Source organism: Bacillus sp. CR71 (assembly GCF_003429245.1).
In the GTDB taxonomy this organism is placed as follows: domain Bacteria; phylum Bacillota; class Bacilli; order Bacillales; family Bacillaceae_G; genus Bacillus_A; species Bacillus_A thuringiensis_S.
This window is the reverse complement of sequence record NZ_CP031748.1, coordinates 3,715,464-3,738,960: the sequence shown is the minus strand read 5'-3', so window position 1 is coordinate 3,738,960 and position 23,497 is coordinate 3,715,464. Positions and strand designations below refer to the sequence as shown.

Sequence of the window (23,497 nt, the reverse complement as noted above, 5' to 3'; positions counted from 1 at the left end):
TCTTTCATGCTTCTTACATATTGTAAGGAGCATTTTTTTGTCAAAAAATTGATTTAATATGCATCCGTTATTATATAAAATTATTTGTATAATGGTAGGTGAGAACTTTTTTCAAAAGTGAGGTGTATAGTTAATGAAGTTAGTTATTCCGAAGCAACATGGTGCATGGGCCATGCTTGTTATTCCTTTTTTATTAAGTGTCGTACTTGGGAAACCTACTATTTATCATATTCCATTGTTTTTAGCGTGGTTTTTTATCTATTTAGCCACGTATCCATTTCTTACGTACATAAAGCAAAGACGAAAAAAAGAGTTTTTACAAGCTGCCATTGTTTATTTCAGCATTGCGTTCCTATTTGGGATGATTTCTTTATTATATGAGTGGCGAATTCTTTTATTCTTAATAGTAATGATTCCATTATTTATAGTGAATATGTATTACGCCCGTCAAAAAAATGAAAGAGCACTATTAAATGATATTTGTGCAATCATTGTGTTTTGTATCGGTGGGTTAATTAGTTATTACTTTTCAATGAAGCAAATCGATCATACAGCTTTATTCATTGCACTTATTTCATTTTTATACTTTTTAGGTAGTACGTTCTATGTGAAAACGATGATTCGTGAAAAAAATAACCCGAAGTATCGTCTTATATCTTGGGGATATCATATCTTATTAACGATAATTGTATTTGCGATTAATCCGTGGTGTTCTCTTATTTTTATACCAAGTGTCATTCGAGCAATTGTGTTGTATGGCAAAAAAATTTCTATTATAAAAGTAGGAATTTTAGAAATTGCTAATTCTGTATATTTTTTAATCATAACGGCAATAATTATGAAGTATGCCATTTGAAAAAACTTCCCATCAATAGATGGGAAGTTTTTAATCTTTTTCTAAAATGTGAACGGTGTACTCGCAACGTTGAATAGCTTGTTCAACAGCATAAAGTGATTGTTCAATACGAGCGCGATTAAAATCTTTTTCAACTGTTTCGAGCGCTTCTTCTAAACAATTTTTAGCTTCTTGTAATGATTGAAAAGAATCTTGTACATATCCGCGAGCATTTTGATGCATTTCATAATCCTCCTTGCATGTTCGTATATGGGTAGTATGAACAGTAAGGAAGAAAATATAATTTGTTATATTTATTATATTTGTTTGACAATTAAAGTGGAATTACGTATAGTAAGAATTAAGTGAATATTTTCTTATCCAGAGAGGTGGAGGGACTGGCCCGATGAAACCCAGCAACCGCGATGCAGGTGCTAATTCCAGCAGAACATATTTGTTCTGGGAGATAAGACGAAGATATATACGTAACTTCTTCTTATCGGAGAGGTTTTTTTATTGCAAAAAAACCGATTACGAAAATTTATATTAAGAAGAAAGGGGTTGCGCATTACTGTGACACTCGAAAAATACGTAAAACTGCGTAGTACAGTTTATGAATATATGATAGAGCAAGATAAGCCGATATCATTGTTAGATATTCAAGAACATATCGTTTCGCATCATGAAGGAAAATTCACGAAAAAGATGTTGCATCAATTTTATTTATCAAGATTATTAGACGAACTAAAACTGGATGGGAAAATTACATTAGCTGATGAATATCTCTATGCTGAAAAAGGTGTATTGTATAAGGCGAGAAAAGGGAGCTAAGCTCTCTTTTTTTCTTAAAATAACGGAGTATGTAGAGTAAAAGACTGCTAAAGCAGCCTGATACAGGGAATGGTGTTGAGTGTGTAGTGTCAAAAATTGAATGTGCCTGAAAGAGGCAATTCATATCGGCTGCAAATGAAAAGAGACACCTTCGCCGAATAGGTGTCAGTCGTTTTGTCACGTAGACTTGCTACTTAACAGTAATTAGAATAACATGCAGGATTTTTGAAGTCAAAAGGGAATTAAAGGAAGGGGTACAATTATGTACGCTTACTTATTAAAAGATATAACGAAATGGATCCCAAAGTACATTGTAGATAAGGGATATGAATATTATGAAGATGGGCATGTAGAAGATGTTGAAATACAAGATAAAAAAGTGTTTGCTTTCGTTACTGGAAATGCAGGGAATTATGAAGTAGTTATCGATCTCGAAGATTTTTCAGAAAGTAACTGTGAGTGTCCCTATGAAAATTATTGTAAACATATGGTGGCAGTTGTTTATGATATTCAAGGTGCTGGTGAGAGTGCAGTTAAAGAGAAACTGAAAGATTTAAAAAAAGAAGAGTTACTTATATTATTAAATCGATTGTTGCAAAGTTCGAAAAACGTACAAATTGTAGAGAAGTTATTAAAGAAGGAGAAACTTTAACGTATAGAGGGAGTTGTTTTGTAGTGAACGTACTAATTATATATGCTCATCCTAACCCTTCAAGTTTTAACGCGGCGATTTTCAATCATGTGCAAAAAGGACTACAGGAAACAAATCATTCAGTTACCGTACTTGATTTATACAAAGAACAATTTGATCCAGTCCTCGTATTTAATGAAGAGAAGAAAAGACGCGATTTAGTAAATGAAGAGGAAACAGCTCGGTATAGAACGTTAGTAGAAGAAGCAGATACACTTCTATTCATCTATCCAATATGGTGGTGGGGGATGCCAGCAATTTTAAAAGGATTTATCGATCGTATTTTCGTAGCTGGATTTGCTTATAAATATGAAGGGGCTCTGCCGAAAGGATTATTGCAAGGGAAAAAAGCATGGGTTATTAATACGTTAGACTCGCCTCTATGGTACGTCGCATTGTTATATCGATCAGCAGATTGGATTATGATGAAGAGAGGTATTTTACGTTTTTGTGGCATTCGCGATATAAAACGGTCAGTGTTTCAATCTGTGAAAACGAGTAAAGTATCAAAGCGTGAGAAATGGTTATTACAAATAGAAGAAAAGGCTCGTGCATTATGAATGAAGTCGATCGTATTATAAACTGTGTTCAGTATGATGGCGAACTTTTTCGGAAGTATGTTACGTGTTTACTTCAATTGAAAAAATGCAGCGAAACATTTCAGCAAATTCAAATAGAGTTAAGAAATGATTATTTAATAAGAGGAATTTGTGAAAGAGAAGTTGATCAGGTAGTACGGGGAAGTAAAGAATATGAAATGCATTTTCTTCCTAAAGTATTACAGTGGAATTTTTTGAGGGAAAATCCACATCTAATTGAAAAAGTGTGCGAAGATTTTTTTGCATTTGAGTCATTACATCTTACGGAGTTAGAGTGGGAGAAGATTATAAATTTCATGGGAAATAATTGATTTATTATGTAAAAAAGCTAGTATAAAACTAGCTTTTCGTTTAAATAAATAAGAAGCATAGACTAATGATAAAACCCGCATATAGTAAGTTCACAACACAAAATCCCATAATGTCACGAGCACCTAAACCAGCTATCGCTAATGCTGGTAATGCCCAGAAAGGTTGAATTAAATTCGTCCAAGCATCGCCCCATGCAATTGCCATTGCTGTTTTTGCAGCAGGTACACCAAGTTCAGCGCCAGCTGGAATCATAATTGGTGCTTGCACAGCCCATTGACCGCCGCCAGATGGAACGAAAATGTTAACAATGCCAGCACTTAAAAATGTAAAGAGCGGAAAAGTCGTTTCATTTGAAATGCTAATAAAGAAATTAGAAATAGCTCCTCCAAGTGAAAGTCCTTCACTATTTGCTCCAATCATCATGCCCATAATTCCTGCGTAAAACGGAAATTGAAGTAAAATGCCAGAAGCACTTTTCGTAGAGTCTGAAAAAGCACGAATATACTGAATCGGAGTACGGTGGAAAATAAGACCTGCAATTAATAACATAAAAATCACGATATCGAGAGTAAGGTTAAAACCTTTCGTATAAAAGTAATTGAAAATATAAATGAGACCTAACAATCCAACGCAAAGTGTAATAATAATGCTATTTTCCATCTTTTCAGCGAACGTATTTTTTTCTACTTCTTGAGCAGCAGCTTCTTCATGGAACACGCTAGGATCTACTGTAATCGTATGTTTTTCATCTGGATGCATCGCTTTATTAATGAGAGGCATCGTAATGAGAAAAATAATAACTGGAACGAGAGCGTATGGTGAGAATAACGTTTCTGTTATTGGAATCGCCTCTTTAATACTTCCAGCAGTCGTTTTAATTAACGTTTCACCGCCTGTTGCTAACGTAAGAGGAATAGAGGCAGAAAGACCGGCATGCCAAATGAGAAATCCAGAGTAAGAAGAGGCGATTGCTAGTCTATAATCTAATCCGTCCAGCTGCCTTGCCACTTCTTTTGCGTATAAAACAGATACAACAATTCCAAAGCCCCAGTTTATGTATGCACCGAGTAAACTTACAATTGAAATGGCAATAATGCCTTGTCCAATTGTTTTTGGTAGTCTGGCAGCTTTCGTTAATCCTTTTTTAATAAGAGGAGCATTTGCTAAAGCAGATCCAGTCACGAGTACAAGTGCCATTTGCATAGAAAAGGCGAGGAGTCCCCAAATTCCATTACCCCAGTGATTAATCATTTCTACAGGTGTTTGGTGAGTCGCAAACATACCAAAGAAGATAACGAAAACAGTTAGTAAACATGATAAAATAAACGGTTCTGGCAAGAAGCGTTGCACTAAGGCGACGCAACCATTTGTAAAGGAACGAAACAAAATAGATCAACCTCCTTATGTATATGTATTACAATTATTCGAGGTTGTTTAGGAGATAACCTTCAATGTAAAGAAAATTCAGATATTTATAGAGCGGTAATTTATTGATAGATTGATATAGAGCCTCGTATCAAATTCTGCTTTTAATATACTAGAAGAAAAACGGTTGGAAATGGGGTAGCACTTATAGGGATAGTATAGAGAAAGGTTACTAGCTGGCTTCAAAGCAACTGTTGCAAAGGGAGAGGAGATTCAATACAATAGTGTTGCATTACATGAGAAATATGTTTTAGCACAAATCTAGCTAAAAATGTTTATACAAATACATTTAAAATTGATGGGGGAATTATGATCAAAAGTTTTTATCTTTTAAAGCCTAAAATGTTTACGGCAGATATATATTATAAAGTTTTTATTACAGGTGACTGTATATATTTTATAAAGATTGGCGGACAGTTTCATAGCCGACATGCTTATAAAAAACAATTACCTGGTATTTCAGAGCTATTGTTTTTGTTTTGGTTCAAAAAAATTGAGAAAAAACAATTAAACTTAGAAACTGAAATAGATGCAAAAATACATACTGGCGATGTACATGAACTCTTGCAATTAAAGAATAACTTTTCAATTGAAATAAATATAATTGAAGAGGTACTATTAAATAAACGAGGAACGTTTCATACAGGTTTTAATGATAATGGAACAATTTCCTTTATGTTAAAAAATGATCAAAAAATAAAGTTCATCATACCGGAAGAAACTTTATTTTCATCTATAGAAGAAATTTTCGACCAATATGAACAGACAATCTTTGTAAGGGAAGTGTTTTAATACATTCTCCAAAAGATGTGGGTGTATTAGTTAAACGCTCAATTAAAATTGTAACCTGCTTATAAAATTTTCGATAGGTGTATTTTAGGTAATTGTTTTTTCAATCTTTTCTAATAACGAAAAGATAATTGGTATAGTAGTGTAAATAATGTACTGTAATGAAAAAGCTTCCACTACTGTGGAAGCTTTTCTAAATGATGTGCAATATCAATATACATATTTGAATAAACCGAATGTATTTCATTACTTGGCGTTGCGTTAGAAGAGAAATGAACGATTACCATATTTGCTTTCGGATCGATGTAAAGTGTTTGTCCGTAACTACCTAACACTTCGAAAGCACCTTGTTCATTGTGGGGAATCCACCATTGATTATGATAAGAAATAGAAGCGCCAATACTAATTTCAAGTTCACCTTCTTGTACATTTTTTACACTTTCTGTAATAGAAGAAGGGAGAATTTGTTTTCCGTTATATTCCCCGTTGTTTAATAGTAATTGCCCGAATCTCGCCATATCTCTAGCAGTTGCATTTAAGCCAGCGCTTGCTTGTTCTATTTTCATTTCATCTGTAACGTAATACGCGTTTTCTTCCATACCAATTTGAGACCAAATTCGTTCGCTTACATTTTCAGCTAGTGATTTACCAGTAATAGTTCTAATAATCCAAGCAAGCGTTTCTGTTGATCCGTTATTGTAAGAAAAGGAAGAACCAGGCGGTGCAGTTTCTTCGGCTTCCCGTAACATATCATAAATTTTCATCGGACCGTCGTAATTTTTGCCGCGGGGTAAAATATTGCTAGCTAAATATAATTGTGCATCTTGATTTTCTAGCCCAGGTTGCTCATATCCATGAGTAGGATATTCAGCTGAAACTTGCATGTCCATTAATTGCTGAAGTGTGGCATTACCGAACGGTGTGTTTTTTAATTCTTTTATGTAAGTGTCAGCTGTTTTTTCTAAGTCAATACGTTTTTCTTCAGCGAGAGATTGTATAATTGCCCCGGTAAAGACTTTTGCTAATGATGCCATACCATGAGGTTCATTCTGTTTATACCCATTGAAATATCGTTCGTAAACAAGTTGTCCATTATGTACAACGACAAAAGCATCTGTTTTGTTATCGTCTAAAAGTTTTTTTAGAGGAGTTGTATTTCCGAATCTACGCTCCACAGCAAAATCATCTAAGTTTTGCAATGCGGAAGGGAAGTGAGCAATTTGGTCAGGGTTGTTTTTTACGTTATTAACTAAAGTGAATTCTTTCATATGTGTATACGACCAACGTAAGTAAGGGTCATTTAACCAGTTTTCTTTTGTCACATTATGTTTTGATGGGGTCGTTTTATTATGTTTGAAGTAAGTAAACCCAAGCCCTGTAATTACAAATATGAATGTTAGTATAAGTAAGAGTAGGGGAGATTTTTTTAGTTTCATATATGGCCCTCCTTTTTATTTCTACTATAAGTATACGCTCGTCTTGAAAGAAATACAAAATAAGGAAAGTAAACGGGGAAGTTTACTTTCCTTATTAACGTTAAGCGGAAATTTTTCCGTCTGTAGGTTGTTTCTTGAATTTTTGTTTTCGTCCGTGTAATCCGTAATATAAAAGTAAAGTGAACGCAACGATAATAGCTGCGATAAAATACATATTATGATAACTGGATTTCGCTGCGACAATACCTAAAATGAAAGAACCAAAACCAATACCACTATCAAAGAATGAAAAATACGTAGCTGTCGCAGAACCACGTCTATGGTTTGGGGCGGCAGAAATTGCAATCGTTTGGAAACTCGGAATTAATGTTCCGTAACCTAAACCGATTAGCATACCTGCGCCAAGGAACCAAAATGAAGTTTGTGCTTGGCTTAATATGAACATTCCGATTGTGAAAATAATGATTGCAGGGTAAACGAGTACATTTTCACCGAAGCGATCAAAAATCTTTCCTGTAAATGGACGAGAAATGACAACAACAAGTGCGTATACAATAAAGAAGTAACTTGCAATTTCACTTAAACCGAGTTCTTTCGCATAAATAGGAATAAAGGATAAAATACCACTATAAGAAAAGGCTAAAACAAATCCTGTAAGTGCAATCGGAATAGAAGATGGTTCGATTAAGTCTTTCCATTTCATTTTTTCACGTTTTTGTTTGCTAACAGGTGCTTCGTGAGGAATATCGACAAGTAGCCCTAATAAAAATGCAAGTAATGAAAATACGGAACAAACGATAAATAACACAGTAAACGAAAAATGAGAAATAATTGTTAAACCTAAAAAAGGACCAATTACCATTGGCAGACTCATAAATACGCCGAAATATGCAAGTGCTTCGCCTCGTCGATGAGCTGGCGCAACATCAGTTACAATCGTACCAGTAGCTGTCGTTGCCATCCCGAACCCAATACCGTGTAAGAAGCGAAGGGCAAGTAATAAGAATAAACTTTGCGCACCGAAATACATAACAGTAGCGGCTAAAAATAATGAAAGTGAAATAAATAATATTTTCTTTCTTCCTAAATCATCGAGCCATTTTCCTGTGAATGGTCTACATAAAACAGAAGAAATAAGAAACACAGTTGCAACTAAACCAATTTCCTCAGGTTTTCCTTTTAGGCCGTCTATTACATAGACAGGCAGAGTAGTCATAAGCATGTAAAATGTTAAGAAGAGAAATAGACTACTAAAACAAGTTCCGAGGAAATCCTTCGTCCAAAGTTTCTCACTTTGCATCGTCATCCCTCCAATTTAATCTAAATTTTTAATAATTTGTTGTAACATTTGAAATGCTTGATGTAAATCATCTTCGTTAATACCTTCTAGCGTTTTTTCTTCGAAAGTGTCAACTTCTTCTTGCCATACTGGAATCATCTTTATCGCTGTTTCGGATAAAGAAATAAGCTTCTCGCGGCGATCTTTACCTTCTGTACGAATAATCCATCCCATCGTTTCCATACGTGTTAACGTACGAGTCATCGTTGGTGATTCAACATTTAAATACTGGCATAATTCTGTTTGCGTACAAGAACCAGTTTGATTAATGCGGAAAATAACAGCCCATTGCGCACTAAATAACCCTGTTGGAGATACACGTTCATTAAATTTCTTCGTAAACTTTCGAGAAGTCTGGCTGACGATGTGAAAAAAATGTTGTTTTTCGTCCATGTATTTTGATCCTTTCAAATTAGTTACCTAGCTAACTATATACTTTTTTATAATAATTGTCTAGTAATAGACATGTTGATTTATGTAAAAAATTCTTATAGGTTTTATGTTGCGAACGTATATTCTACGTGCTATTCTTTAATTAAGTAAAGAATTTTCTTTCTATTAAATAGAATGGGGGAACTTGTGATGATTAAGCCTGCAACAATGGAGTTTGTTTCACTATCGAACGGAGAAACGATTGCATATCAGGAAGTTGGAAGGCGAAATACAGATATTCTTGTACTCATTCACGGGAACATGACATCGTCACAACATTGGGATTTAGTCATTGAAAAGTTGCAAGATCAATACCATATTTACGCTCTTGATTTAAGAGGGTTTGGACAATCAACGTATAATCAGTCCATAGATTCATTACAAGACTTTGTAGAAGATATAAAATTATTTATCGACGAGTTAAAGCTAGAGAAATTCTCATTAATGGGCTGGTCAATGGGCGGTGGCGTTGCGATGCAATTTACAGCGAACCACCCAACTTTTGTAGAAAAGTTAATTTTAGTAGAATCAGTAGGAATGAAAGGATACCCAATCTTTAAAAAAGATACGAATGGGCAGCCGATTGTATCAAGTTTAGTAAAGACGAAAGAAGAAATTGCGCAAGATCCAGTACAAATCGCTCCAGTATTAGACGCGATAAAAAATATGAACAAACTATATTACCGTACAGTATGGAATCTATTAATATATACACATAATCAACCTGAACCGGACCGTTATGAAAAGTATTTAGATGATATGTTAACGCAACGTAATTTCGTAGATGTGAATTATGCGCTCATTACATTTAATATTTCAGATGAACATAACGGGGTTGTAGGGGGAAGTAAGCAAATTCATCGTATTAAAGCGCCAACACTCGTCATACAAGGTGATAGAGATTATGTCGTACCGCAAGTAGTCGGTGAGGAATTAGCGAAACATTTGCCAAATGCAGAGTTGAAGGTATTAGAAGATTGCGGACACTCGCCGTTTATTGATTGTTTAGATGTATTTATAAAACATGTAGAGGATTGGTTAGAACAGAAATAATCCCCGAAATGAGAAGTGTTGCATATACTATAACATTTGTATGTATAAGGGGAGATTATCAATGCATAAACCATCCTTAATCGCTTATTCGCCATATAATCATCATATCTATACAAAAATAATGATAGATCCGATGTATATGCAAGTTTCACCAGCTGTAGTTCCTTTACAGATGCAGCAGCCACTAACAGCTCATATGCAACATTACTTATATGGACCTTCATTTTATGAAGATCCATATTTTAAACACTTTCATTACAATGTGAAAGCGCAAGTTTGGGAAGGATAGGAAGCTAAAAGGTTCATTCTTTTAGCTTCTTTTTTATTATGAATATTCGTACACGCATTTGCAGAAACAGTTTATAATGAAAAGTGGAAGCGTGAGAAGGAGAGGGAAAGGGATGTCAATGCGTTTTACTTTTTGGATTATGGTTGGGATTGTAGCAATCTCGGGTTTGTCACAAGGAATGCTCTTACCTGCCATTGCAATGATTTTTGAACAAGAAGGGGTTAGTTCAAGTATTAACGGTATTCATGCAACGGCATTATACATTGGGATATTAGTTATTTCGCCGTTTCTTGAAAAACCGATGCAAAGGTTTGGAATGAAGCCAATTATCGTTATAGGTGGGTTTCTCGTTATTATTTCATTATTCTTTTTTACACAAACATTTTCGTTTTGGGTATGGTTTATCCTTAGATTTCTAGTTGGAGTCGGAGATCATATGCTGCATGTCGGAACGCAAACGTGGATCACGACAACATCAGACCCAAGTAAAATAGGGAGACAAGTATCGATATACGGTGTATTCTTCGGAATTGGTTTTGCTGTTGGTCCGTATTTAGCAAGCACTGTGCAGTACGGTCTTGCAACACCATTTATTATATCTACTATACTTTGTTTAATAGGTTGGCTTTTACTACTTCCAACAAAAAATGCATTCCCAGCGCAAGATGAAAGAGAAGTGAAGAGTGAATCATCATTTTCTCGTTATAGACAAGTTGTTGGATTAGGATGGATTGCGTTACTAGGACCACTTGCATATGGCGTACTTGAGGCGATGTTAAATAGTAACTTACCAGTATACGCGCTTCGTAAAGGGTGGTCTGTTTCAGATGTATCCTTCTTATTACCAGCATTTGCAGTTGGGGGTATTATTACACAAATTCCGCTCGGTATATTGAGTGATAAATACGGAAGGGATCGTATATTAACGTGGACGTTTAGCATAAGTACGGGCATTTTTCTACTTGCCGCCGTATTTGATCAATATTACTGGATCGTCTTTGCCTGCATGCTTTTAGCGGGTATGGTTATTGGATCGTGCTTCTCTTTAGGGCTTGGATTTATGACTGATTTATTACCGAGACACTTACTACCAGCAGGTAATATATTATCCGGAATCGCTTTTAGTTTAGGAAGTATTATGGGACCTGTATTAGGCGGCGTATTTATAGAAAAAATACAGTATACAAGCTTTTTTATTGCGGTTATGATTATAATGGGAATTCTCGCAATGTTATATATGGTCTACATGAAAAATCAATTCGCATCAAGAAAAATAGAAAGTAGGTTAGGGCATGACAAAACAACCTAATAAAAAGAAATTTGAAGTACTTGAAAATGAAACAATTACAGACTGCTTAGCACGTATGGAACAAGAAGGCTACGCTCCGTCTCGTCGTATGGAAGAGCCAATCTTTCATGAAGTAAAGAAAGACGGCAAAACAGTAGTTGAGCCGTGCGGTAGGAAGATTGTTTTTGAAGGGAAATTGAAGTAATCCAATAACAAATTCTCTTTATAGTATAGAGCCATCCAATAGTTGGGTGGCTTGTTTTTTTATTAATCAATGAAGGAATTGAATAGAATGAATCTCTCGTTCATTTCTCCTAATTGGCTTCTTTATATGGGGCAAAAGATTGCTACTTTTTTCGTATATTGGTAAAATAAGTTCTTGGGTCTTACTTATTGTTATCGGTATAATGTTTGTCGCTTGAATGAAAGAAATTAGTTACAAAAATTTCGCACTATGCAAAGGGGTACAGCAACGATCCCTTTTTTGGAGGCACCTTAAACATAAAGCGAGAGAAGAGGCTATATGAACGATTCTCCTATCTTGTTTAAATATTAAACGAGTTATTGCAATTGGAATAGGTATATCAAACTAGTCGACATCCTGATGGATTATGTTTTTCTAGCAATCTATCAATTCTGATGGAATTGATAGATTGCTAGAGAATGGAAAATGATTATCTGTATATTCCGAAGTAAATGTAACAGAGTGTCCTTCCATAATTAAGGGTAAAACCAAAATACGTTGTTTTAAAGAATGATTTGTTAGAACTGGTTATAAGTAATAAAACAGAAAAGAGGATCACATGTTAGATACTTTACAGAGAAGTAAAAAGTTTTTTTTATTATGTCTTATTTTTTTAGTGCTTTTAACTGCTTGTGGTAATACAGATGTTAAGACATCTAAAGCTTCATTACCACCGGCTGAATCTAATATAGATACATCATTAAAAGCACCAAATTGGGTAGAGAAGAGTCCTATCCAACAGTCTCCTAATTTTACGGAAGATAAAAAAGTAAAATCGGTTGTGAATTTAATAGCAACGGGTGATAATTTATATCATGACGCAGTAATTAAAGATGGCAAACAAAAAGACGGTTCATATGATTATAACTATATTTATGAAAATATCAAAAAAGCTGTTAAATCAAGTGATCTTGCTATCGTGAACCAGGAGACTCCAATTGCAGGAAATAATCTAAAAGTACAGGGATATCCGACTTTCAATACACCTGAAGAAGTAGGACAATCTTTAGTGGACACTGGATTCAATATAGTGACTCAAGCGACAAATCATGCTATGGATATGGGTATTAAAGGTGTTGCGAATACAAGAGAATACTGGAAGAAATATCCGGATGTTATCCCAGTAGGCATGAATGAGAGTCAAAACGAGCGTAATGAAATAAAAACGATTACAAAAAATGGTATTCGCTTTGCGTTACTAAATTATACATATGGTACGAATGGAATTAAAATTCCGGCTGATAAGTCTTGGGCTTTAAATTTAATTGATAAAAAAGCGATACAAAATGATGTGGAAAAGGCAAAGAGTAGCTCTGATATGGTGATTGTTATGGTGCATTGGGGAGTAGAATATACCTCAACACCTTCAAAGCAACAAAAAGAAGTTGCTCAATATTTAACAGATTTAGGTGTAGATGTAGTAATTGGAAATCATCCACATGTAATTCAACCAATTGAGTGGAAACAAAATAAAGAGGGACATGAAACGCTAATCTATTATTCTCTTGGAAATCTTATTTCTGCGCAAGAAAAATTAGAAACATTGGTTGGAGGATTATCTTATGTACAATTTGTTAAGTATGAAGATAAAACTTTTGGTATACGACAAGCGGCAATCGTACCGACAGTAACCGACTACGCTGATGGTAAGAAACAATTTAAAATTCAATTTTTAAAAGATTATTCGGATGAAGATTCTAAAAAACATGGAATTAAAAAATTTGTCGGCCCCGTTTCTTTGAAGGATTTTAAGGAGATTCCTAGAGACGTGTTGGGAAATTGGTATAAAGACTAATAAACAAAAAGGGAATGAGATACAATTAAAAAATTTATAATTTTAGCATTGGTATTGGCAATGGGATGGAGTCTTGCTGCTTGTAGTGGAAAGCAAACATCTCAGGAAACTACTAATAATAACGATAAAAATAAAAAAGAGATACATGCGAATAAAAAAGATGTTTTACCTATCTCTGATCCTAATGATTGGAGAATTATTCTTGTAAATAGAGAGCATATGTTATCAAAGGAACTAGGAATTGAATTAACAAGTATCACCCAAAATGCGAAGCCAAATATGAAAATAGATAGTAGAATTGCAACTTCCTATCAGGATATGGTAGCAGCTGCAAAAAAAGAGGGAATCAATCTTTATTTAAGATCAGGTTATCGAGCTATAAAATTACAACAAACTTATTATGATGCGTCAGTTAAAAGCTATAAATCTCAAGGTTTGTCGGATAAAGAGGCTAGTGCTAAGGCGTTGGAATATCTTCAGTATCCTGGTGCAAGTGAACATCATACTGGATTAGCGTTAGACATTATTTCAGTTGAATGGCAGAATACTGTAGAAGATTTAAATGCAAAATTTGAAACTACCGATGCATTCAAATGGTTAGATAAGAATGCTGCAGAGTATGGGTTTACTCTCCGCTATCCAAAAGATAAAGAGAATAGTACTGGCATTAAGTATGAGCCATGGCACTATCGTTATGTAGGAAAAGAAGTTGCCGTTTATCTAAAAGAAAAAGGGTTAACTTTAGAAGAATATAACGAAAAAATTAAGTCTGGTAAGTAAAAATATGCTTTAATTTTATTAAACATTATGCACTGCTACAAGAAAAGGTGAATCTGAGGATGTGTTAACCTTCCGCCTAGTATTGTAAAAACTGAGTATGATAATTTGAGCACGTACGAACCAGTTATCTTGTAAAAAGATGTATGTATTAAGAAATTAAAGTTAAGGATCTGATATTCATATCAGATCCTTTTTCTATCGTTCTTTTAAGAGCGACTGAGCCAAAATATTGGAATGAATATAGAAATAAAACAGCCAAAGGAATAGTAAAACGAATCAGGGAGTCTACTCGTACGCTTCATTGGGATTATCCAGAAATAGTTGTTGATGAAAATAAGAAAGAATTGGTCTTACTCTCAAGCAAGGATTTAATATGAATGAATTGGATAAAAGGTAGTAATAAAAAACACTGCGCCTGGCAGTGTTTTTTATTATTTCTGCACATAAATACATAGTCATATTGATTAAAGTTTCACTTTATTGAAGAAAAATGCGAAAGCCATTCATAAAATATGGAAATGTTAAAATCCCTTTGATAAAATAGCAATATGTAAAAATAATTATTTGTTAATTCTTAATGTAATGAATATTAATGTTTAAATATATGAATTTAACTACATAGTTATTGTGCTAAAGGGGGAGAAAGATGTTAGATGAATTGTACAATGCTTTTTTAAATGCGTCTGGTTTTACAGAAAGTGCGAGGAAACGAGATCGGTATGATGATTTACACGATTATTTAAAAGATAAAGAAAGAGAGTTAAAGCAATTCATTCAAGAGGCTGAATCAGCAAAGAGAGATTATGAGAGTAAAAGTAATGGTTTAGAAGCTAATAAAATTCCAGCAGTTGAATTTGAACAAAAACGTCATGAAAAGGATGAAGAATTACATACATTAGTATCCTATTTTAAAAGTGCATTAAGCGATATTGGATCTGCAAAAAGTACAGCTTATGCAAAGTATTTGGAATATAAAGCGAAAGCAGAATCGGAGAAAGCGTCAGCATACGCTGCCGCGACCAAGGCTTTTGAAGAAAAGAAAAAGGAAATTGAAAAACTTATCCATTAAGTATACAAAGAATGGAGGGAACGAACATGAGTGGTAAAGAGGTTGAAATTATAGGAAGTAACACTGCAAGTGCCATTTCTTACGCACAAAACATTGAAAATGGTATGAAGGATTCTTTAAACCAAGCGAAAGATTTAAAAGCATATGTCACAGGTGCGAAATGGAATGGAAAAACGAGAGATGCATTTTTAAGTTATCTTGATTTGATCATTCAATATAATTCAGAAATGGTAGAGGCATTTGAAGGACATACGAAAGCTTTGAAAGAGTTAGATAAAAGCATTCAAACGTACGGAGATAAATCGGAAGTAAGGGCGATAAAACAATTGTGATGGAGAAACGAGGGATAAAAGAATGGGGAAAGAAATGAGTTTTGCACCTGCTGAATTATATGTTCTCGCAGGTGCAGCTGGGGTTACCGATATATTTGGATTGCCAAACCGTGACGCAATTATTTTACTTGATGAAGAATGTGTCACGAAAGCAACTACGAGTTTAAAAGAAAAGGGCTTACTTACAAGTGAAAATGGAATTACCCCTGCAGCTTTTCAAATAATTGAACTATTAAAGGAATATGAAAATTGTCATGAATACACGAGAATGAATAATGTATTAATTGGCTTTTTAAAAGAGGATAAAGACCGAGTGGCTGTATTAACAGAAATAGAACCAAATAAAAAATACGAGATCGACTACATACCAAAACCGGACGTATATTTTTCATTATTAACACGCATACCCTTCTTATTGAGAGAACCGAGAGAAATAGAAGATACATTTTTCTCAAAGAGAATGACAGAGGCAGAACAACAAACATTTGAGGAAAAAGATTTATCAAATAAAGACGTTATAGCGATAGAAACGTATACGAGGCCTCGAAGTAATAGAGGAGGAAAATGGGAATGTTTCTTATATTTCACTGAAGGAGAAGATTTCGTTCAAATAGATGTAGATCGTAATCGATATGACTGGGTGAGCCTCTATGCGGTTAATAAGAAATTGTATGACGTGTTAAAAATGCCATATAAAAAGTTAATTGACCCGAGACAATTCTCGTTAGGAGGTATTCAATAATGCAAGTATCAATGGGAGATAGTGGTTCTGGTGGTGGAGAAGAAGTATTAGTTAATTTTCAAGAACTACTTGATATAGTAATGAAGTTAGAAAATATATATAAAATCCATGTAGACGTCATTGGAACGAATATTGAGAGTTTATTAAGCTGTGATTTTTATCAAAAAGGTGAAGCGATGAGAGTAATTGAAAAATATCCTGATATATTACACAAAACACTAGAATTGGCTGAACACTATTCTAGGTCAGCGACAGTTGTAGGAAATGTATGTGTAGAAATGCTTGAAAAGGACGAACAATTACGTGAAATATTAAGTAAGTTGTAGAAATCACCATACGGCTGGGGGATGAAAACGAAATGGATGTGAAATATAGACCTGAACCATGGCAAAACATGGGGGATGGTATGAATCGAATTACAAAAGATGCACTCATAAAATTACGGGACGCAAATGAACTATTAAAAAAAATTGATGGAAGAATACGAGATTTAGACTCGGATGGTAGTATACATTTTAATCCTAAAGATCAATCGCAAAAAATCGGGGAATTACTCGAGAGCTATTCGACATTACAAAAATATTGCGGAGAAGCAGGGCGATTAGTCTCTGAACATATAGATAAACCTTTTTTAGTAGAAATGGATAAATTCGCTCAAAAAGTGAGAGATACATCTATTCTCAGTTTTGAAACAAATAACCGAATTGGCTCCACAACAACGACAGTATTACCAGGTGCGCATGCGGGCTACGGAAGTGTACCACAAACAATACAGAAGAAGAAAGATAAAATAACAGTAGAAGATATTTTTAAAGATTCACCTGCATTTGATAATGTACTGAGAGAGGAATACAAAGAACTAAAAAAACGAAATCCAGATGCAAAACTAAATTATGAAGAATACAAGAAAGTAGTCCCATCCACACGAGGATTTGAATACAAATCGATAGAAGATGAACAGAAAAAACTAGAAATGGTGCGAGACATAGGAATAGGCGTAGGAATCATCATCACAACAATCCTTTGCCCACCACTCGGGGCCGCTGCCGCAGTAGTATACGGAGGTGTACAAATAAAAAGCGGTATCGACGGAGAAGACTGGGGAACACACCGGAAATTGAGCCAAGAAGAGCGGGTAGGAAACATCATTTTTGGCGGATTAGATGCAATCCCAGTTGTTGGAGCAGTAGGAAAAGGAGTAAAAGCATTCAAAGGGACGAGTGAATTAGCTGATTTAGCCAAATTATTAAAATTCAAAGAAGGAATGCCTGGTTTTAATCCAAATTTGGGTAAAAATGTGGTACAATCGCTTAAGGAAAATAAGACTTTAAAGAATGCACTAGATGCTATGAAAAATACTCCTATTCCAGTAGCAGTTAGGACGGTGGATACTGGAATAGGAATGAAGCTTCCTTATATAGAATCTTCAACTGTTGGAGAAGTAGCCGGAAAGTTTTCAAAGGCAAGTACGGCAGCTAAGGATGATGCTTATCAACTTGCTAAGGGTAGTGGTGGTTCAGGAGTTAGTAAGGAAGGTAGTGTGGCTAAGGGTACGGGTAAAATTGATTATGATTTAGCTAAAGATTATATTAGAGATGTAGAGTCAAAAACAGGATTGAAGCTTCATAAAAACCAAATAGAACAATTAAAGGCTGCTCTAAGGGAACATAAGTATGAAAAAATGACGCCATTGGAAACGTTAAAACACAGAAATAAATTTAACAATGTGAAAAACAAATTGATAAGTGAATGGGAAGAAAAAACAGGTCAAACATGGCCAAGATATACTGAGGAAGTTTATGATAAAAAAGGTAGAGTAGCAAGGGATATTGGGCAACCCTATGATGCGCATCATATTATAGAGAATAATTTTGGTGGGCCTCATGAATGGTGGAATATACATCCAGCTAAGTTTCCTGATGAACATCAGGCAGGAATTCATGGTAAAGGGTCACCATCAAATAAATTATTTCCAAGGAGGTAGTTTTTATGGCTACATTTGATTTTATAAAAAATAGTCATCATAAGTTTTTTAAATTACAAGAAAATGAACTTATAGTGGCAGAAGAGAGACTTGGATTTACATTTCCTAATGAACTTAGAAATTTTTACTTAGAAGTTGGCTATGGTTTTATAAAAGGAAATAATGTGGATGCAATAAATAGAATAATGGATCCAGATACTATAGCGGATATTACATTGAGAGAAGGTATTTACGAGTTTGATCCAGATTTAGAGGGAATATACGAGGAAGAAGATAAATTAGTTTTTTATGAAGTAAACGAGGGTGTATATTTAACACTTGATTTGAATACACCTCAACAAACTCCTGTATATTTTTTTGAGACTCAAATAGCTGATTCATTGGAGGAATTTATACGAAAAATTAATCAAGATACTGAATACTTTGTGGATATGGTTGATTAATGCTCTATAGTATAGATTAAAAGTCTTCAGTAATAAGTAAACAAACGAGATTGGTTATAGTAGCTTTATAAGTATCATAGTCATCGATACTACTCGATGTATACTTTACACACGAGAATGACAAAGTTCGTGATGCTAAAGTTAAATATACACTGGCACATAAGACAAGCAAACGAAAAAGTACTTTTTTTGAAGTGGACAGAAAAAGAATAGGCTGTTAAAAAGTATATACTCCATGATGGTTGTACCATCATAGAGTGTTATGTGCAATGATAGAATAGAAAATAAAGTACGAGCTTAGGCGAGATGACATTTTACTGGGCGATAAATATAAACACATGGAATGTATATTAAACTAACGAACTCGTACAAACTCGTAAGTTTTAATATAGTATTTGTCATGATGTACAAAGGGTGTCATACTGTTACTACAAAACTTACAAATTTACGCTACTTAAAAACATATGAACTTAAAGCACTTGATTGTCAATTAAAGGCAACAAGTGCTTTTTTGTGTTTTAGCGTAGAAAATGGAAAAACAGCATTAGCATTTTGGAAGCAATATCCGTCACCCTCTTGTTTAGAGGGGGCAAATATAAAGCAATTAACGGCTTTTTTAGTAGAGGTTAGTCACAATACATGTTCGGTAAAGAAAGCAAGCGACATATTAAAACTTGTAAAAGAAGATGGACATACAATGAAGGAATATTAAGACACACGAGACTTTTTAGTGAGAAGTATTATACGGGAGATTGAGTTTAAAAAGAAAGAAATGAAATACATCGAAAGAGAATTAAAACAGCTAGTAAATCTACTAGATTATCAATTAGAGACGATGCCGGGAATAGAACTTGTGACGGCATCAGCATTAATTGCAGAAATTGAAGATGTAAGACGATTTCCAAATGCCAACAAATTAGCACGATTTGCGGGGATTGCGCCTGTTTACTTTGGTTCTGGTGGGAAAGGTAAGACACACAAAAGCAAACAAGGAAACAGGCGCTACACGCTTTATTTTATAATTTAGCAGTGGTGCAGCAAGTGCAAGTAGCAAAAGGCAGTAAGATGCCACGAAATCCAGTGTTTCATGCGTACTATCAAAAGAAGCTTAAAGAAGGAAAAACAAAAGGACAAGCATTGGTATGTATTATGAGAAGGCTTGTAAACATTGTATATGGCATGATGAAATATAAAACGGCATATGAATTGCCGATAGTAGAAGAAAAAGAAGTAGTTTAATAAGGTTTACATGGTTTGCTTTTTTATTGTGAGGGTTTAAGATTACAACATAGGGTACGGGTGATAGTAGTAAGACAAACCCTAACAAAATTAAACTAACCCCGGAAAGAGAAAAATACTATCGAATAAAAATAGATGAAGCCAAAGCACGGGGGGATTATAAGGAAGCAGATAACATTAGGTATAATCGTCATTGTGAAGAAACAAAAGAGCCTTTAGAACGTAAAGAGTGGGATGTTAAGCGTGAAAATTTAAGGAAAAGTCAAGAGCGAGGAAGAGAAGAAGAAATAAAAGGGAGAAAAGCTTTGGGAGAACACCTAAATCGTACATTAGAGGACAATAACTCTGGCAAGGTTGTTACGTATACATCCAGTGAAGGGCATCTTACGCGTCCAGATAGTATAGGTCGTAATGCTAAGGATGAAATCGATTTAGTTCATGATCACAAACACAAAATAAGTGACAAAGAACACGTTATTCATAATGACAGTCAAATGCGAGCTGAAAGGGAAATGCTCGAAGATAAAAATGGAAGTCATATTGTGACAATATCAAGTGATAAACCCGATTTGAATGGGATACCTCCTCATCCAAGACCAAGTGGGCCTTTAGGAGAAAAGAGTGAGATTTACTATACTGACCCAAGTAGTGGAAAAGTGACTCATAAATGGGAGAACAATACACGTTTACCTGGTGGAGGTAGGTGGAAAAAGCTGTGAATAAAAATTATTATGTGACTATATTTTTTAATATTAAGGGGGATATACATGAAACCAGATTTTTTCACAATTACAATGTATCCTACAGTATCTTTTAACGAAGAAGAATTATTAGGTCGTCTTTTGGATGTGTTTGAGTCAAATGAAAAATTTGCTCCTACTCATTGGGGCAACTGTGAAACGGTACGGGTAGAATATAACCGTCAGGAAATGCTGGAAAAAGTAGATTCAGAGCGTATAGTATCAGAAGTTTACCTGTATCGTGATAAATCTGTGAACTACACAGGACGTTTTCAAGTTAACTGGAGCCATCGTTCATTTTTAGAGTTTGAGTTTCATAAATCAATACCTAAAAAATTATGGGCTGCTTTTTTTGAGTTATCTGACCAAATCGCAGAAATTGCGAAACCAAGTTATGGAGTAACTCAAATTTTTTGGCCTTTATCATATCCGTGGAATACCGAACATGAACGCTTACAAATGTGGATGGAAATATCTTCCCAACCAATACCAGTTAGGTTTCTTCCTAACGGTCCCTTAGGGATAGGGGCTAGAACATACTTTAGTGGTCATATTTTAGAAATGTTTGATAAGGAATTATTACAAAATAGTCCAGCTGTGGTATCTGAGCTAGATTGGGGTGGCCTTTGTATTGATATTTTAAATAATCCATTAGAGAGTGACAGTGATACATTACTTGATAATTGGCTACAAGTAATGAAGTATTTGGAACCAGCACAAGTAATGGCTATACCAAGTTTTGATGAAGATCAGATGGGTATAACTTATTCTCCAAATGTTGCTTGGAAGGAGTATCTGGAAAGTTAAATGAAAGGAATTTGTAATCATGGATGAGAAAAATAATGATAGAATAAAAGTCATGGAAATATTAAATCGATCTCAATACAATGATGAAATTATAGATGGGCTAGATATGAGCAATTTAGACCTTACTTTTTCTGATTTGTCAGAGGTGATGGCAGAGGGTATCATGGCAAAACAAGTCCATTTAAGAGCTTCTTCACTAATGAGAGCATCTTTTTTTGATTGTGATTTTGAGTTTGCTGATTTCAGAAGTTGTAATTTAGAGGAAATACACATTGCAGATTGTAGGTTTGGTGAAGCTAATTTCTCTAAAGCGAATATGAAATATGCAAAATTGAATATAAGTAGTTGTTTTGAAACATGTTTTGACGAAGTTGATTTTTCATATGGAGAATTAGTTGGAACAATTTTAAATCATGCTACTTTTCGACGAGCAAATTTATATAAAATAGATGCAAAACAGGCCGACTGTACGGGAACGGATTTCAGCAACGCGAATCTTACAGAAGGTAACTTTGAAAAAGCATATTTAGAAGATGCTAATTTATCAGAAGTAGATGCTAGAAATACAGATTTTACAAACGCAGATTTAACAGGAGCAATCCTTTTAAATGGGAATTTCACGGATGCGAATTTTACCGGTGCTAAACTTGACAATGTAGTTTGGAAGGGAGCAAAGGTAGAAGGAGCCAAGTTTGACGAAGATGTTAAGGAACAAGTCTTAAAAATGATTTAAATATGATGGGAAGTATATACATTTAAGCACTCGAAAACCTATGATTGGTAGCGAGTGCTTTTTTCTTAGAGATATTAGAGATTGATAAATAAGTAAAAATCAATATAGATTATTTTTAAGGATTGTTAGATAGATTAAGTCGTGAATATTATATAATTGAAAATACATTAGTAAAAGGTGTGGACTCCGTAACCCCATTCGCTAAAGGTGTAGAAATCATGCCAGATGGAAGTGTCGTTAGATCTGGAACGAACTATAACTATAGCGGGAAATTCCAAGAAGCCCATGATGCCTCAAAGGCGAGTATTCAGAGTAGGATTTCGAATTTGGAGAGTGGTGGGGTTAAGGGTACGGGTAAAGAATATAAAAACTATAAGGATGTAGAATATACTGGAACAACTAAAGTTAATGGAGAAGTAAGGGATATTAGCAGACGGGTTTTTCAAAGGTTAGATATTGATTATATGAGAATTGACCCTAAAACTGGTATGACAAATCTCCAATTGATGAAAAAAGGAAGAGCACCAATTTGGCAAGATGGGACTGCTATAGAACTTCATCATTTAATTCAAAGAGAGCCCGGATCAATGGTGGAGCTCCCGGGTAGTATGCATAAGGAATATTATAAAATATTGCATGGCTTAGTGGAGAATGGTGGAAGCTTTAGAAACGACCCTGTGTTAAAAAAGCAATATGAAAATTTTAGGTCGAAATATTGGAGATGGAGAGCTAAACAAATAGATAAAGCTGAATTATAAAAGGAGGAATTTTGAATGAATAAAGAGGAATTAACCAATTTTATTAAGATAAATATGGAATCAGATGACTTTACTGGTGGAGTAGATAAAAAACAAGTTGATTATGTTCAAGATACCCTACAGTTAAAATTGCCAGAAAGTTATAAGTGGTTTTTAACTAATTATGGCTCTGGTGGGTTATTTGGTGTTGATATTTTAGGGGTGGCTAAGTCTAATATAGCTTCTGTTGTTATTGAAACAGAGAGTTATAGGGATTTAGGAATGAGTGAGAATTTAGTAGTTATTGAAGATATTGGGGAATATGCTTATTGTCTAGACACTAGTAATATGGAAAACAATGAGTGCCCAGTAATAGCATGGGATAGACAAGGTGGACTTGATGACTACAATACAGCAAAGAATTTTTATGAGTTTTTATCACAAAGGTTATTGGATGCAAAAGAAGCATGGGAAGAAGAGTTTTAATATAGATAAATGACCTTGTTTAGCTTAAAGCTGAATAAGGTCATTTT

The 23,497-nt window shown here is 34.5% G+C and carries 27 protein-coding genes, 2 pseudogenes and 1 riboswitch; of the genes and pseudogenes, 24 read left to right on the top strand and 5 right to left on the bottom strand.

Going from position 1 to position 23,497, the window contains the following annotated elements; translation table 11 throughout:
- The first annotated feature begins 133 nt into the window (after window positions 1-133).
- On the top strand, window positions 134-856 hold the full coding sequence (locus tag DOS87_RS18745) for a YwiC-like family protein (protein WP_000779995.1): 723 nt from the start codon (window positions 134-136) through the stop codon (window positions 854-856).
- Window positions 857-886: 30 nt separating this feature from the next.
- On the opposite strand, the gene DOS87_RS18740 is transcribed toward DOS87_RS18745, so the two are convergent.
- Window positions 887-1,078: a hypothetical protein gene (locus DOS87_RS18740; protein ID WP_000554032.1), complete on the bottom strand. Its 192-nt coding sequence runs from the start codon at window positions 1,076-1,078 to the stop codon at window positions 887-889.
- A gap of 131 nt (window positions 1,079-1,209) precedes the next feature.
- Window positions 1,210-1,308: riboswitch (SAM riboswitch) on the top strand.
- A 100-nt stretch (window positions 1,309-1,408) separates the two neighbouring features.
- Here DOS87_RS18740 and DOS87_RS18735 point away from each other — a divergent pair.
- The 4 genes from DOS87_RS18735 to DOS87_RS18720 all read left to right on the top strand — a co-directional run bounded on the left by DOS87_RS18735 (window position 1,409) and on the right by DOS87_RS18720 (window position 3,267).
- Window positions 1,409-1,666 (top strand): hypothetical protein, encoded by a 258-nt coding sequence (locus tag DOS87_RS18735; RefSeq protein ID WP_000171476.1) that lies wholly within the window; start codon window positions 1,409-1,411, stop codon window positions 1,664-1,666.
- Window positions 1,667-1,928: 262 nt separating this feature from the next.
- The gene (locus DOS87_RS18730; protein WP_000271530.1) at window positions 1,929-2,318 is read left to right on the top strand and encodes an SWIM zinc finger family protein; all 390 of its coding nucleotides are present in this window, start codon (window positions 1,929-1,931) and stop codon (window positions 2,316-2,318) included.
- 23 nt (window positions 2,319-2,341) lie between these two features.
- A complete protein-coding gene (locus tag DOS87_RS18725; protein ID WP_001101572.1) occupies window positions 2,342-2,917 on the top strand; it encodes an NAD(P)H-dependent oxidoreductase in 576 nt (191 codons plus the stop codon).
- Window positions 2,914-3,267, top strand: coding sequence for a hypothetical protein (locus DOS87_RS18720; RefSeq protein WP_001006476.1), 354 nt, complete (start codon window positions 2,914-2,916; stop codon window positions 3,265-3,267). Before DOS87_RS18725 ends, DOS87_RS18720 begins: the two co-directional genes overlap by 4 nt.
- Before the next feature lie 40 nt (window positions 3,268-3,307).
- Here the strand turns inward: DOS87_RS18720 and DOS87_RS18715 are convergent, their stop codons facing one another.
- Window positions 3,308-4,654: a short-chain fatty acid transporter gene (locus tag DOS87_RS18715; RefSeq protein ID WP_000490007.1), complete on the bottom strand. Its 1,347-nt coding sequence runs from the start codon at window positions 4,652-4,654 to the stop codon at window positions 3,308-3,310.
- A 348-nt stretch (window positions 4,655-5,002) separates the two neighbouring features.
- Between DOS87_RS18715 and DOS87_RS18710 the strand changes: the two genes are divergently transcribed.
- Window positions 5,003-5,485 (top strand): hypothetical protein, encoded by a 483-nt coding sequence (locus DOS87_RS18710; protein ID WP_000597306.1) that lies wholly within the window; start codon window positions 5,003-5,005, stop codon window positions 5,483-5,485.
- A gap of 173 nt (window positions 5,486-5,658) precedes the next feature.
- Here the strand turns inward: DOS87_RS18710 and DOS87_RS18705 are convergent, their stop codons facing one another.
- From DOS87_RS18705 to DOS87_RS18695, 3 genes are all read right to left on the bottom strand, one after another.
- Window positions 5,659-6,918: a serine hydrolase domain-containing protein gene (locus tag DOS87_RS18705; protein ID WP_000768733.1), complete on the bottom strand. Its 1,260-nt coding sequence runs from the start codon at window positions 6,916-6,918 to the stop codon at window positions 5,659-5,661.
- Between the two features lie 100 nt (window positions 6,919-7,018).
- Window positions 7,019-8,218: an MFS transporter gene (locus DOS87_RS18700; protein ID WP_001190320.1), complete on the bottom strand. Its 1,200-nt coding sequence runs from the start codon at window positions 8,216-8,218 to the stop codon at window positions 7,019-7,021.
- Between the two features lie 15 nt (window positions 8,219-8,233).
- Complete coding sequence (locus DOS87_RS18695; RefSeq protein ID WP_000343679.1) at window positions 8,234-8,650, bottom strand: MarR family winged helix-turn-helix transcriptional regulator; 417 nt, start codon at window positions 8,648-8,650, stop codon at window positions 8,234-8,236.
- Between the two features lie 189 nt (window positions 8,651-8,839).
- Between DOS87_RS18695 and DOS87_RS18690 the strand changes: the two genes are divergently transcribed.
- The 18 genes and pseudogenes from DOS87_RS18690 to DOS87_RS18600 all read left to right on the top strand — a co-directional run bounded on the left by DOS87_RS18690 (window position 8,840) and on the right by DOS87_RS18600 (window position 23,450).
- Complete coding sequence (locus tag DOS87_RS18690; RefSeq protein ID WP_000594885.1) at window positions 8,840-9,742, top strand: intracellular short-chain-length polyhydroxyalkanoate depolymerase; 903 nt, start codon at window positions 8,840-8,842, stop codon at window positions 9,740-9,742.
- A 61-nt stretch (window positions 9,743-9,803) separates the two neighbouring features.
- The gene (locus DOS87_RS18685; RefSeq protein ID WP_000549499.1) at window positions 9,804-10,031 is read left to right on the top strand and encodes a hypothetical protein; all 228 of its coding nucleotides are present in this window, start codon (window positions 9,804-9,806) and stop codon (window positions 10,029-10,031) included.
- A gap of 112 nt (window positions 10,032-10,143) precedes the next feature.
- Entirely contained in the window at window positions 10,144-11,340 is a 1,197-nt protein-coding gene (locus tag DOS87_RS18680; protein WP_000062800.1) for an MFS transporter, read from the top strand.
- On the top strand, window positions 11,324-11,524 hold the full coding sequence (locus DOS87_RS18675; RefSeq protein ID WP_000166303.1) for an NETI motif-containing protein: 201 nt from the start codon (window positions 11,324-11,326) through the stop codon (window positions 11,522-11,524). The genes DOS87_RS18680 and DOS87_RS18675 overlap by 17 nt, the downstream gene beginning before the upstream one ends.
- Window positions 11,525-12,122: 598 nt before the next feature.
- Window positions 12,123-13,358, top strand: coding sequence for a CapA family protein (locus DOS87_RS18670; RefSeq protein WP_000887594.1), 1,236 nt, complete (start codon window positions 12,123-12,125; stop codon window positions 13,356-13,358).
- A gap of 48 nt (window positions 13,359-13,406) precedes the next feature.
- On the top strand, window positions 13,407-14,138 hold the full coding sequence (locus tag DOS87_RS18665; protein WP_098578125.1) for a M15 family metallopeptidase: 732 nt from the start codon (window positions 13,407-13,409) through the stop codon (window positions 14,136-14,138).
- 646 nt (window positions 14,139-14,784) lie between these two features.
- Window positions 14,785-15,207: a hypothetical protein gene (locus tag DOS87_RS18660; RefSeq protein WP_098578124.1), complete on the top strand. Its 423-nt coding sequence runs from the start codon at window positions 14,785-14,787 to the stop codon at window positions 15,205-15,207.
- Between the two features lie 26 nt (window positions 15,208-15,233).
- Window positions 15,234-15,539, top strand: a complete 306-nt coding sequence (locus tag DOS87_RS18655; protein ID WP_000014535.1) for a WXG100 family type VII secretion target — start codon at window positions 15,234-15,236, stop codon at window positions 15,537-15,539.
- Window positions 15,540-15,561: 22 nt separating this feature from the next.
- Window positions 15,562-16,281 carry a DUF5081 family protein gene (locus DOS87_RS18650; protein WP_086398499.1) on the top strand — a complete coding sequence of 240 codons (720 nt, stop codon included), beginning with the start codon at window positions 15,562-15,564 and terminating at the stop codon, window positions 16,279-16,281.
- Window positions 16,281-16,607: a hypothetical protein gene (locus tag DOS87_RS18645; RefSeq protein WP_001198201.1), complete on the top strand. Its 327-nt coding sequence runs from the start codon at window positions 16,281-16,283 to the stop codon at window positions 16,605-16,607. Before DOS87_RS18650 ends, DOS87_RS18645 begins: the two co-directional genes overlap by 1 nt.
- Window positions 16,608-16,639: 32 nt before the next feature.
- Entirely contained in the window at window positions 16,640-18,265 is a 1,626-nt protein-coding gene (locus DOS87_RS18640; protein ID WP_098578123.1) for a hypothetical protein, read from the top strand.
- A 5-nt stretch (window positions 18,266-18,270) separates the two neighbouring features.
- Window positions 18,271-18,708: an SMI1/KNR4 family protein gene (locus DOS87_RS18635; RefSeq protein WP_000190066.1), complete on the top strand. Its 438-nt coding sequence runs from the start codon at window positions 18,271-18,273 to the stop codon at window positions 18,706-18,708.
- A gap of 517 nt (window positions 18,709-19,225) precedes the next feature.
- Window positions 19,226-19,947 (top strand): annotated as a pseudogene (locus tag DOS87_RS18625) (transposase); the annotation flags it as partial.
- Between the two features lie 68 nt (window positions 19,948-20,015).
- Window positions 20,016-20,666, top strand: a pseudogene (locus DOS87_RS30550) (ADP-ribosyltransferase); the annotation flags it as partial.
- A gap of 48 nt (window positions 20,667-20,714) precedes the next feature.
- Window positions 20,715-21,494, top strand: coding sequence for a hypothetical protein (locus DOS87_RS18615; protein ID WP_098578410.1), 780 nt, complete (start codon window positions 20,715-20,717; stop codon window positions 21,492-21,494).
- Window positions 21,495-21,513: 19 nt separating this feature from the next.
- Window positions 21,514-22,227: a pentapeptide repeat-containing protein gene (locus tag DOS87_RS18610; RefSeq protein ID WP_098578409.1), complete on the top strand. Its 714-nt coding sequence runs from the start codon at window positions 21,514-21,516 to the stop codon at window positions 22,225-22,227.
- 179 nt (window positions 22,228-22,406) lie between these two features.
- The gene (locus tag DOS87_RS30545) at window positions 22,407-22,985 is read left to right on the top strand and encodes an HNH/ENDO VII family nuclease (protein ID WP_080029603.1); all 579 of its coding nucleotides are present in this window, start codon (window positions 22,407-22,409) and stop codon (window positions 22,983-22,985) included.
- A 15-nt stretch (window positions 22,986-23,000) separates the two neighbouring features.
- A complete protein-coding gene (locus DOS87_RS18600; RefSeq protein ID WP_001030887.1) occupies window positions 23,001-23,450 on the top strand; it encodes an SMI1/KNR4 family protein in 450 nt (149 codons plus the stop codon).
- Window positions 23,451-23,497: the final 47 nt, after the last annotated feature.

Bases quoted from the DNA above. Each gene is read 5' to 3' on its own strand.
- DOS87_RS18745 (WP_000779995.1), top strand. From the start codon at position 134: ATGAAGTTAGTTATTCCGAAGCAACATGGTGCATGGGCCATGCTTGTT.
- DOS87_RS18740 (WP_000554032.1), bottom strand. From the start codon at position 1,078: ATGCATCAAAATGCTCGCGGATATGTACAAGATTCTTTTCAATCATTA.
- DOS87_RS18730 (WP_000271530.1), top strand. From the start codon at position 1,929: ATGTACGCTTACTTATTAAAAGATATAACGAAATGGATCCCAAAGTAC.
- DOS87_RS18720 (WP_001006476.1), top strand. From the start codon at position 2,914: ATGAATGAAGTCGATCGTATTATAAACTGTGTTCAGTATGATGGCGAA.
- DOS87_RS18710 (WP_000597306.1), top strand. From the start codon at position 5,003: ATGATCAAAAGTTTTTATCTTTTAAAGCCTAAAATGTTTACGGCAGAT.
- DOS87_RS18705 (WP_000768733.1), bottom strand. From the start codon at position 6,918: ATGAAACTAAAAAAATCTCCCCTACTCTTACTTATACTAACATTCATA.
- DOS87_RS18700 (WP_001190320.1), bottom strand. From the start codon at position 8,218: ATGCAAAGTGAGAAACTTTGGACGAAGGATTTCCTCGGAACTTGTTTT.
- DOS87_RS18695 (WP_000343679.1), bottom strand. From the start codon at position 8,650: ATGGACGAAAAACAACATTTTTTTCACATCGTCAGCCAGACTTCTCGA.
- DOS87_RS18690 (WP_000594885.1), top strand. From the start codon at position 8,840: ATGATTAAGCCTGCAACAATGGAGTTTGTTTCACTATCGAACGGAGAA.
- DOS87_RS18685 (WP_000549499.1), top strand. From the start codon at position 9,804: ATGCATAAACCATCCTTAATCGCTTATTCGCCATATAATCATCATATC.
- DOS87_RS18680 (WP_000062800.1), top strand. From the start codon at position 10,144: ATGTCAATGCGTTTTACTTTTTGGATTATGGTTGGGATTGTAGCAATC.
- DOS87_RS18675 (WP_000166303.1), top strand. From the start codon at position 11,324: ATGACAAAACAACCTAATAAAAAGAAATTTGAAGTACTTGAAAATGAA.
- DOS87_RS18670 (WP_000887594.1), top strand. From the start codon at position 12,123: ATGTTAGATACTTTACAGAGAAGTAAAAAGTTTTTTTTATTATGTCTT.
- DOS87_RS18660 (WP_098578124.1), top strand. From the start codon at position 14,785: ATGTTAGATGAATTGTACAATGCTTTTTTAAATGCGTCTGGTTTTACA.
- DOS87_RS18655 (WP_000014535.1), top strand. From the start codon at position 15,234: ATGAGTGGTAAAGAGGTTGAAATTATAGGAAGTAACACTGCAAGTGCC.
- DOS87_RS18650 (WP_086398499.1), top strand. From the start codon at position 15,562: ATGGGGAAAGAAATGAGTTTTGCACCTGCTGAATTATATGTTCTCGCA.
- DOS87_RS18645 (WP_001198201.1), top strand. From the start codon at position 16,281: ATGCAAGTATCAATGGGAGATAGTGGTTCTGGTGGTGGAGAAGAAGTA.
- DOS87_RS18640 (WP_098578123.1), top strand. From the start codon at position 16,640: ATGGATGTGAAATATAGACCTGAACCATGGCAAAACATGGGGGATGGT.
- DOS87_RS18635 (WP_000190066.1), top strand. From the start codon at position 18,271: ATGGCTACATTTGATTTTATAAAAAATAGTCATCATAAGTTTTTTAAA.
- DOS87_RS18615 (WP_098578410.1), top strand. From the start codon at position 20,715: ATGAAACCAGATTTTTTCACAATTACAATGTATCCTACAGTATCTTTT.
- DOS87_RS18610 (WP_098578409.1), top strand. From the start codon at position 21,514: ATGGATGAGAAAAATAATGATAGAATAAAAGTCATGGAAATATTAAAT.
- DOS87_RS18600 (WP_001030887.1), top strand. From the start codon at position 23,001: ATGAATAAAGAGGAATTAACCAATTTTATTAAGATAAATATGGAATCA.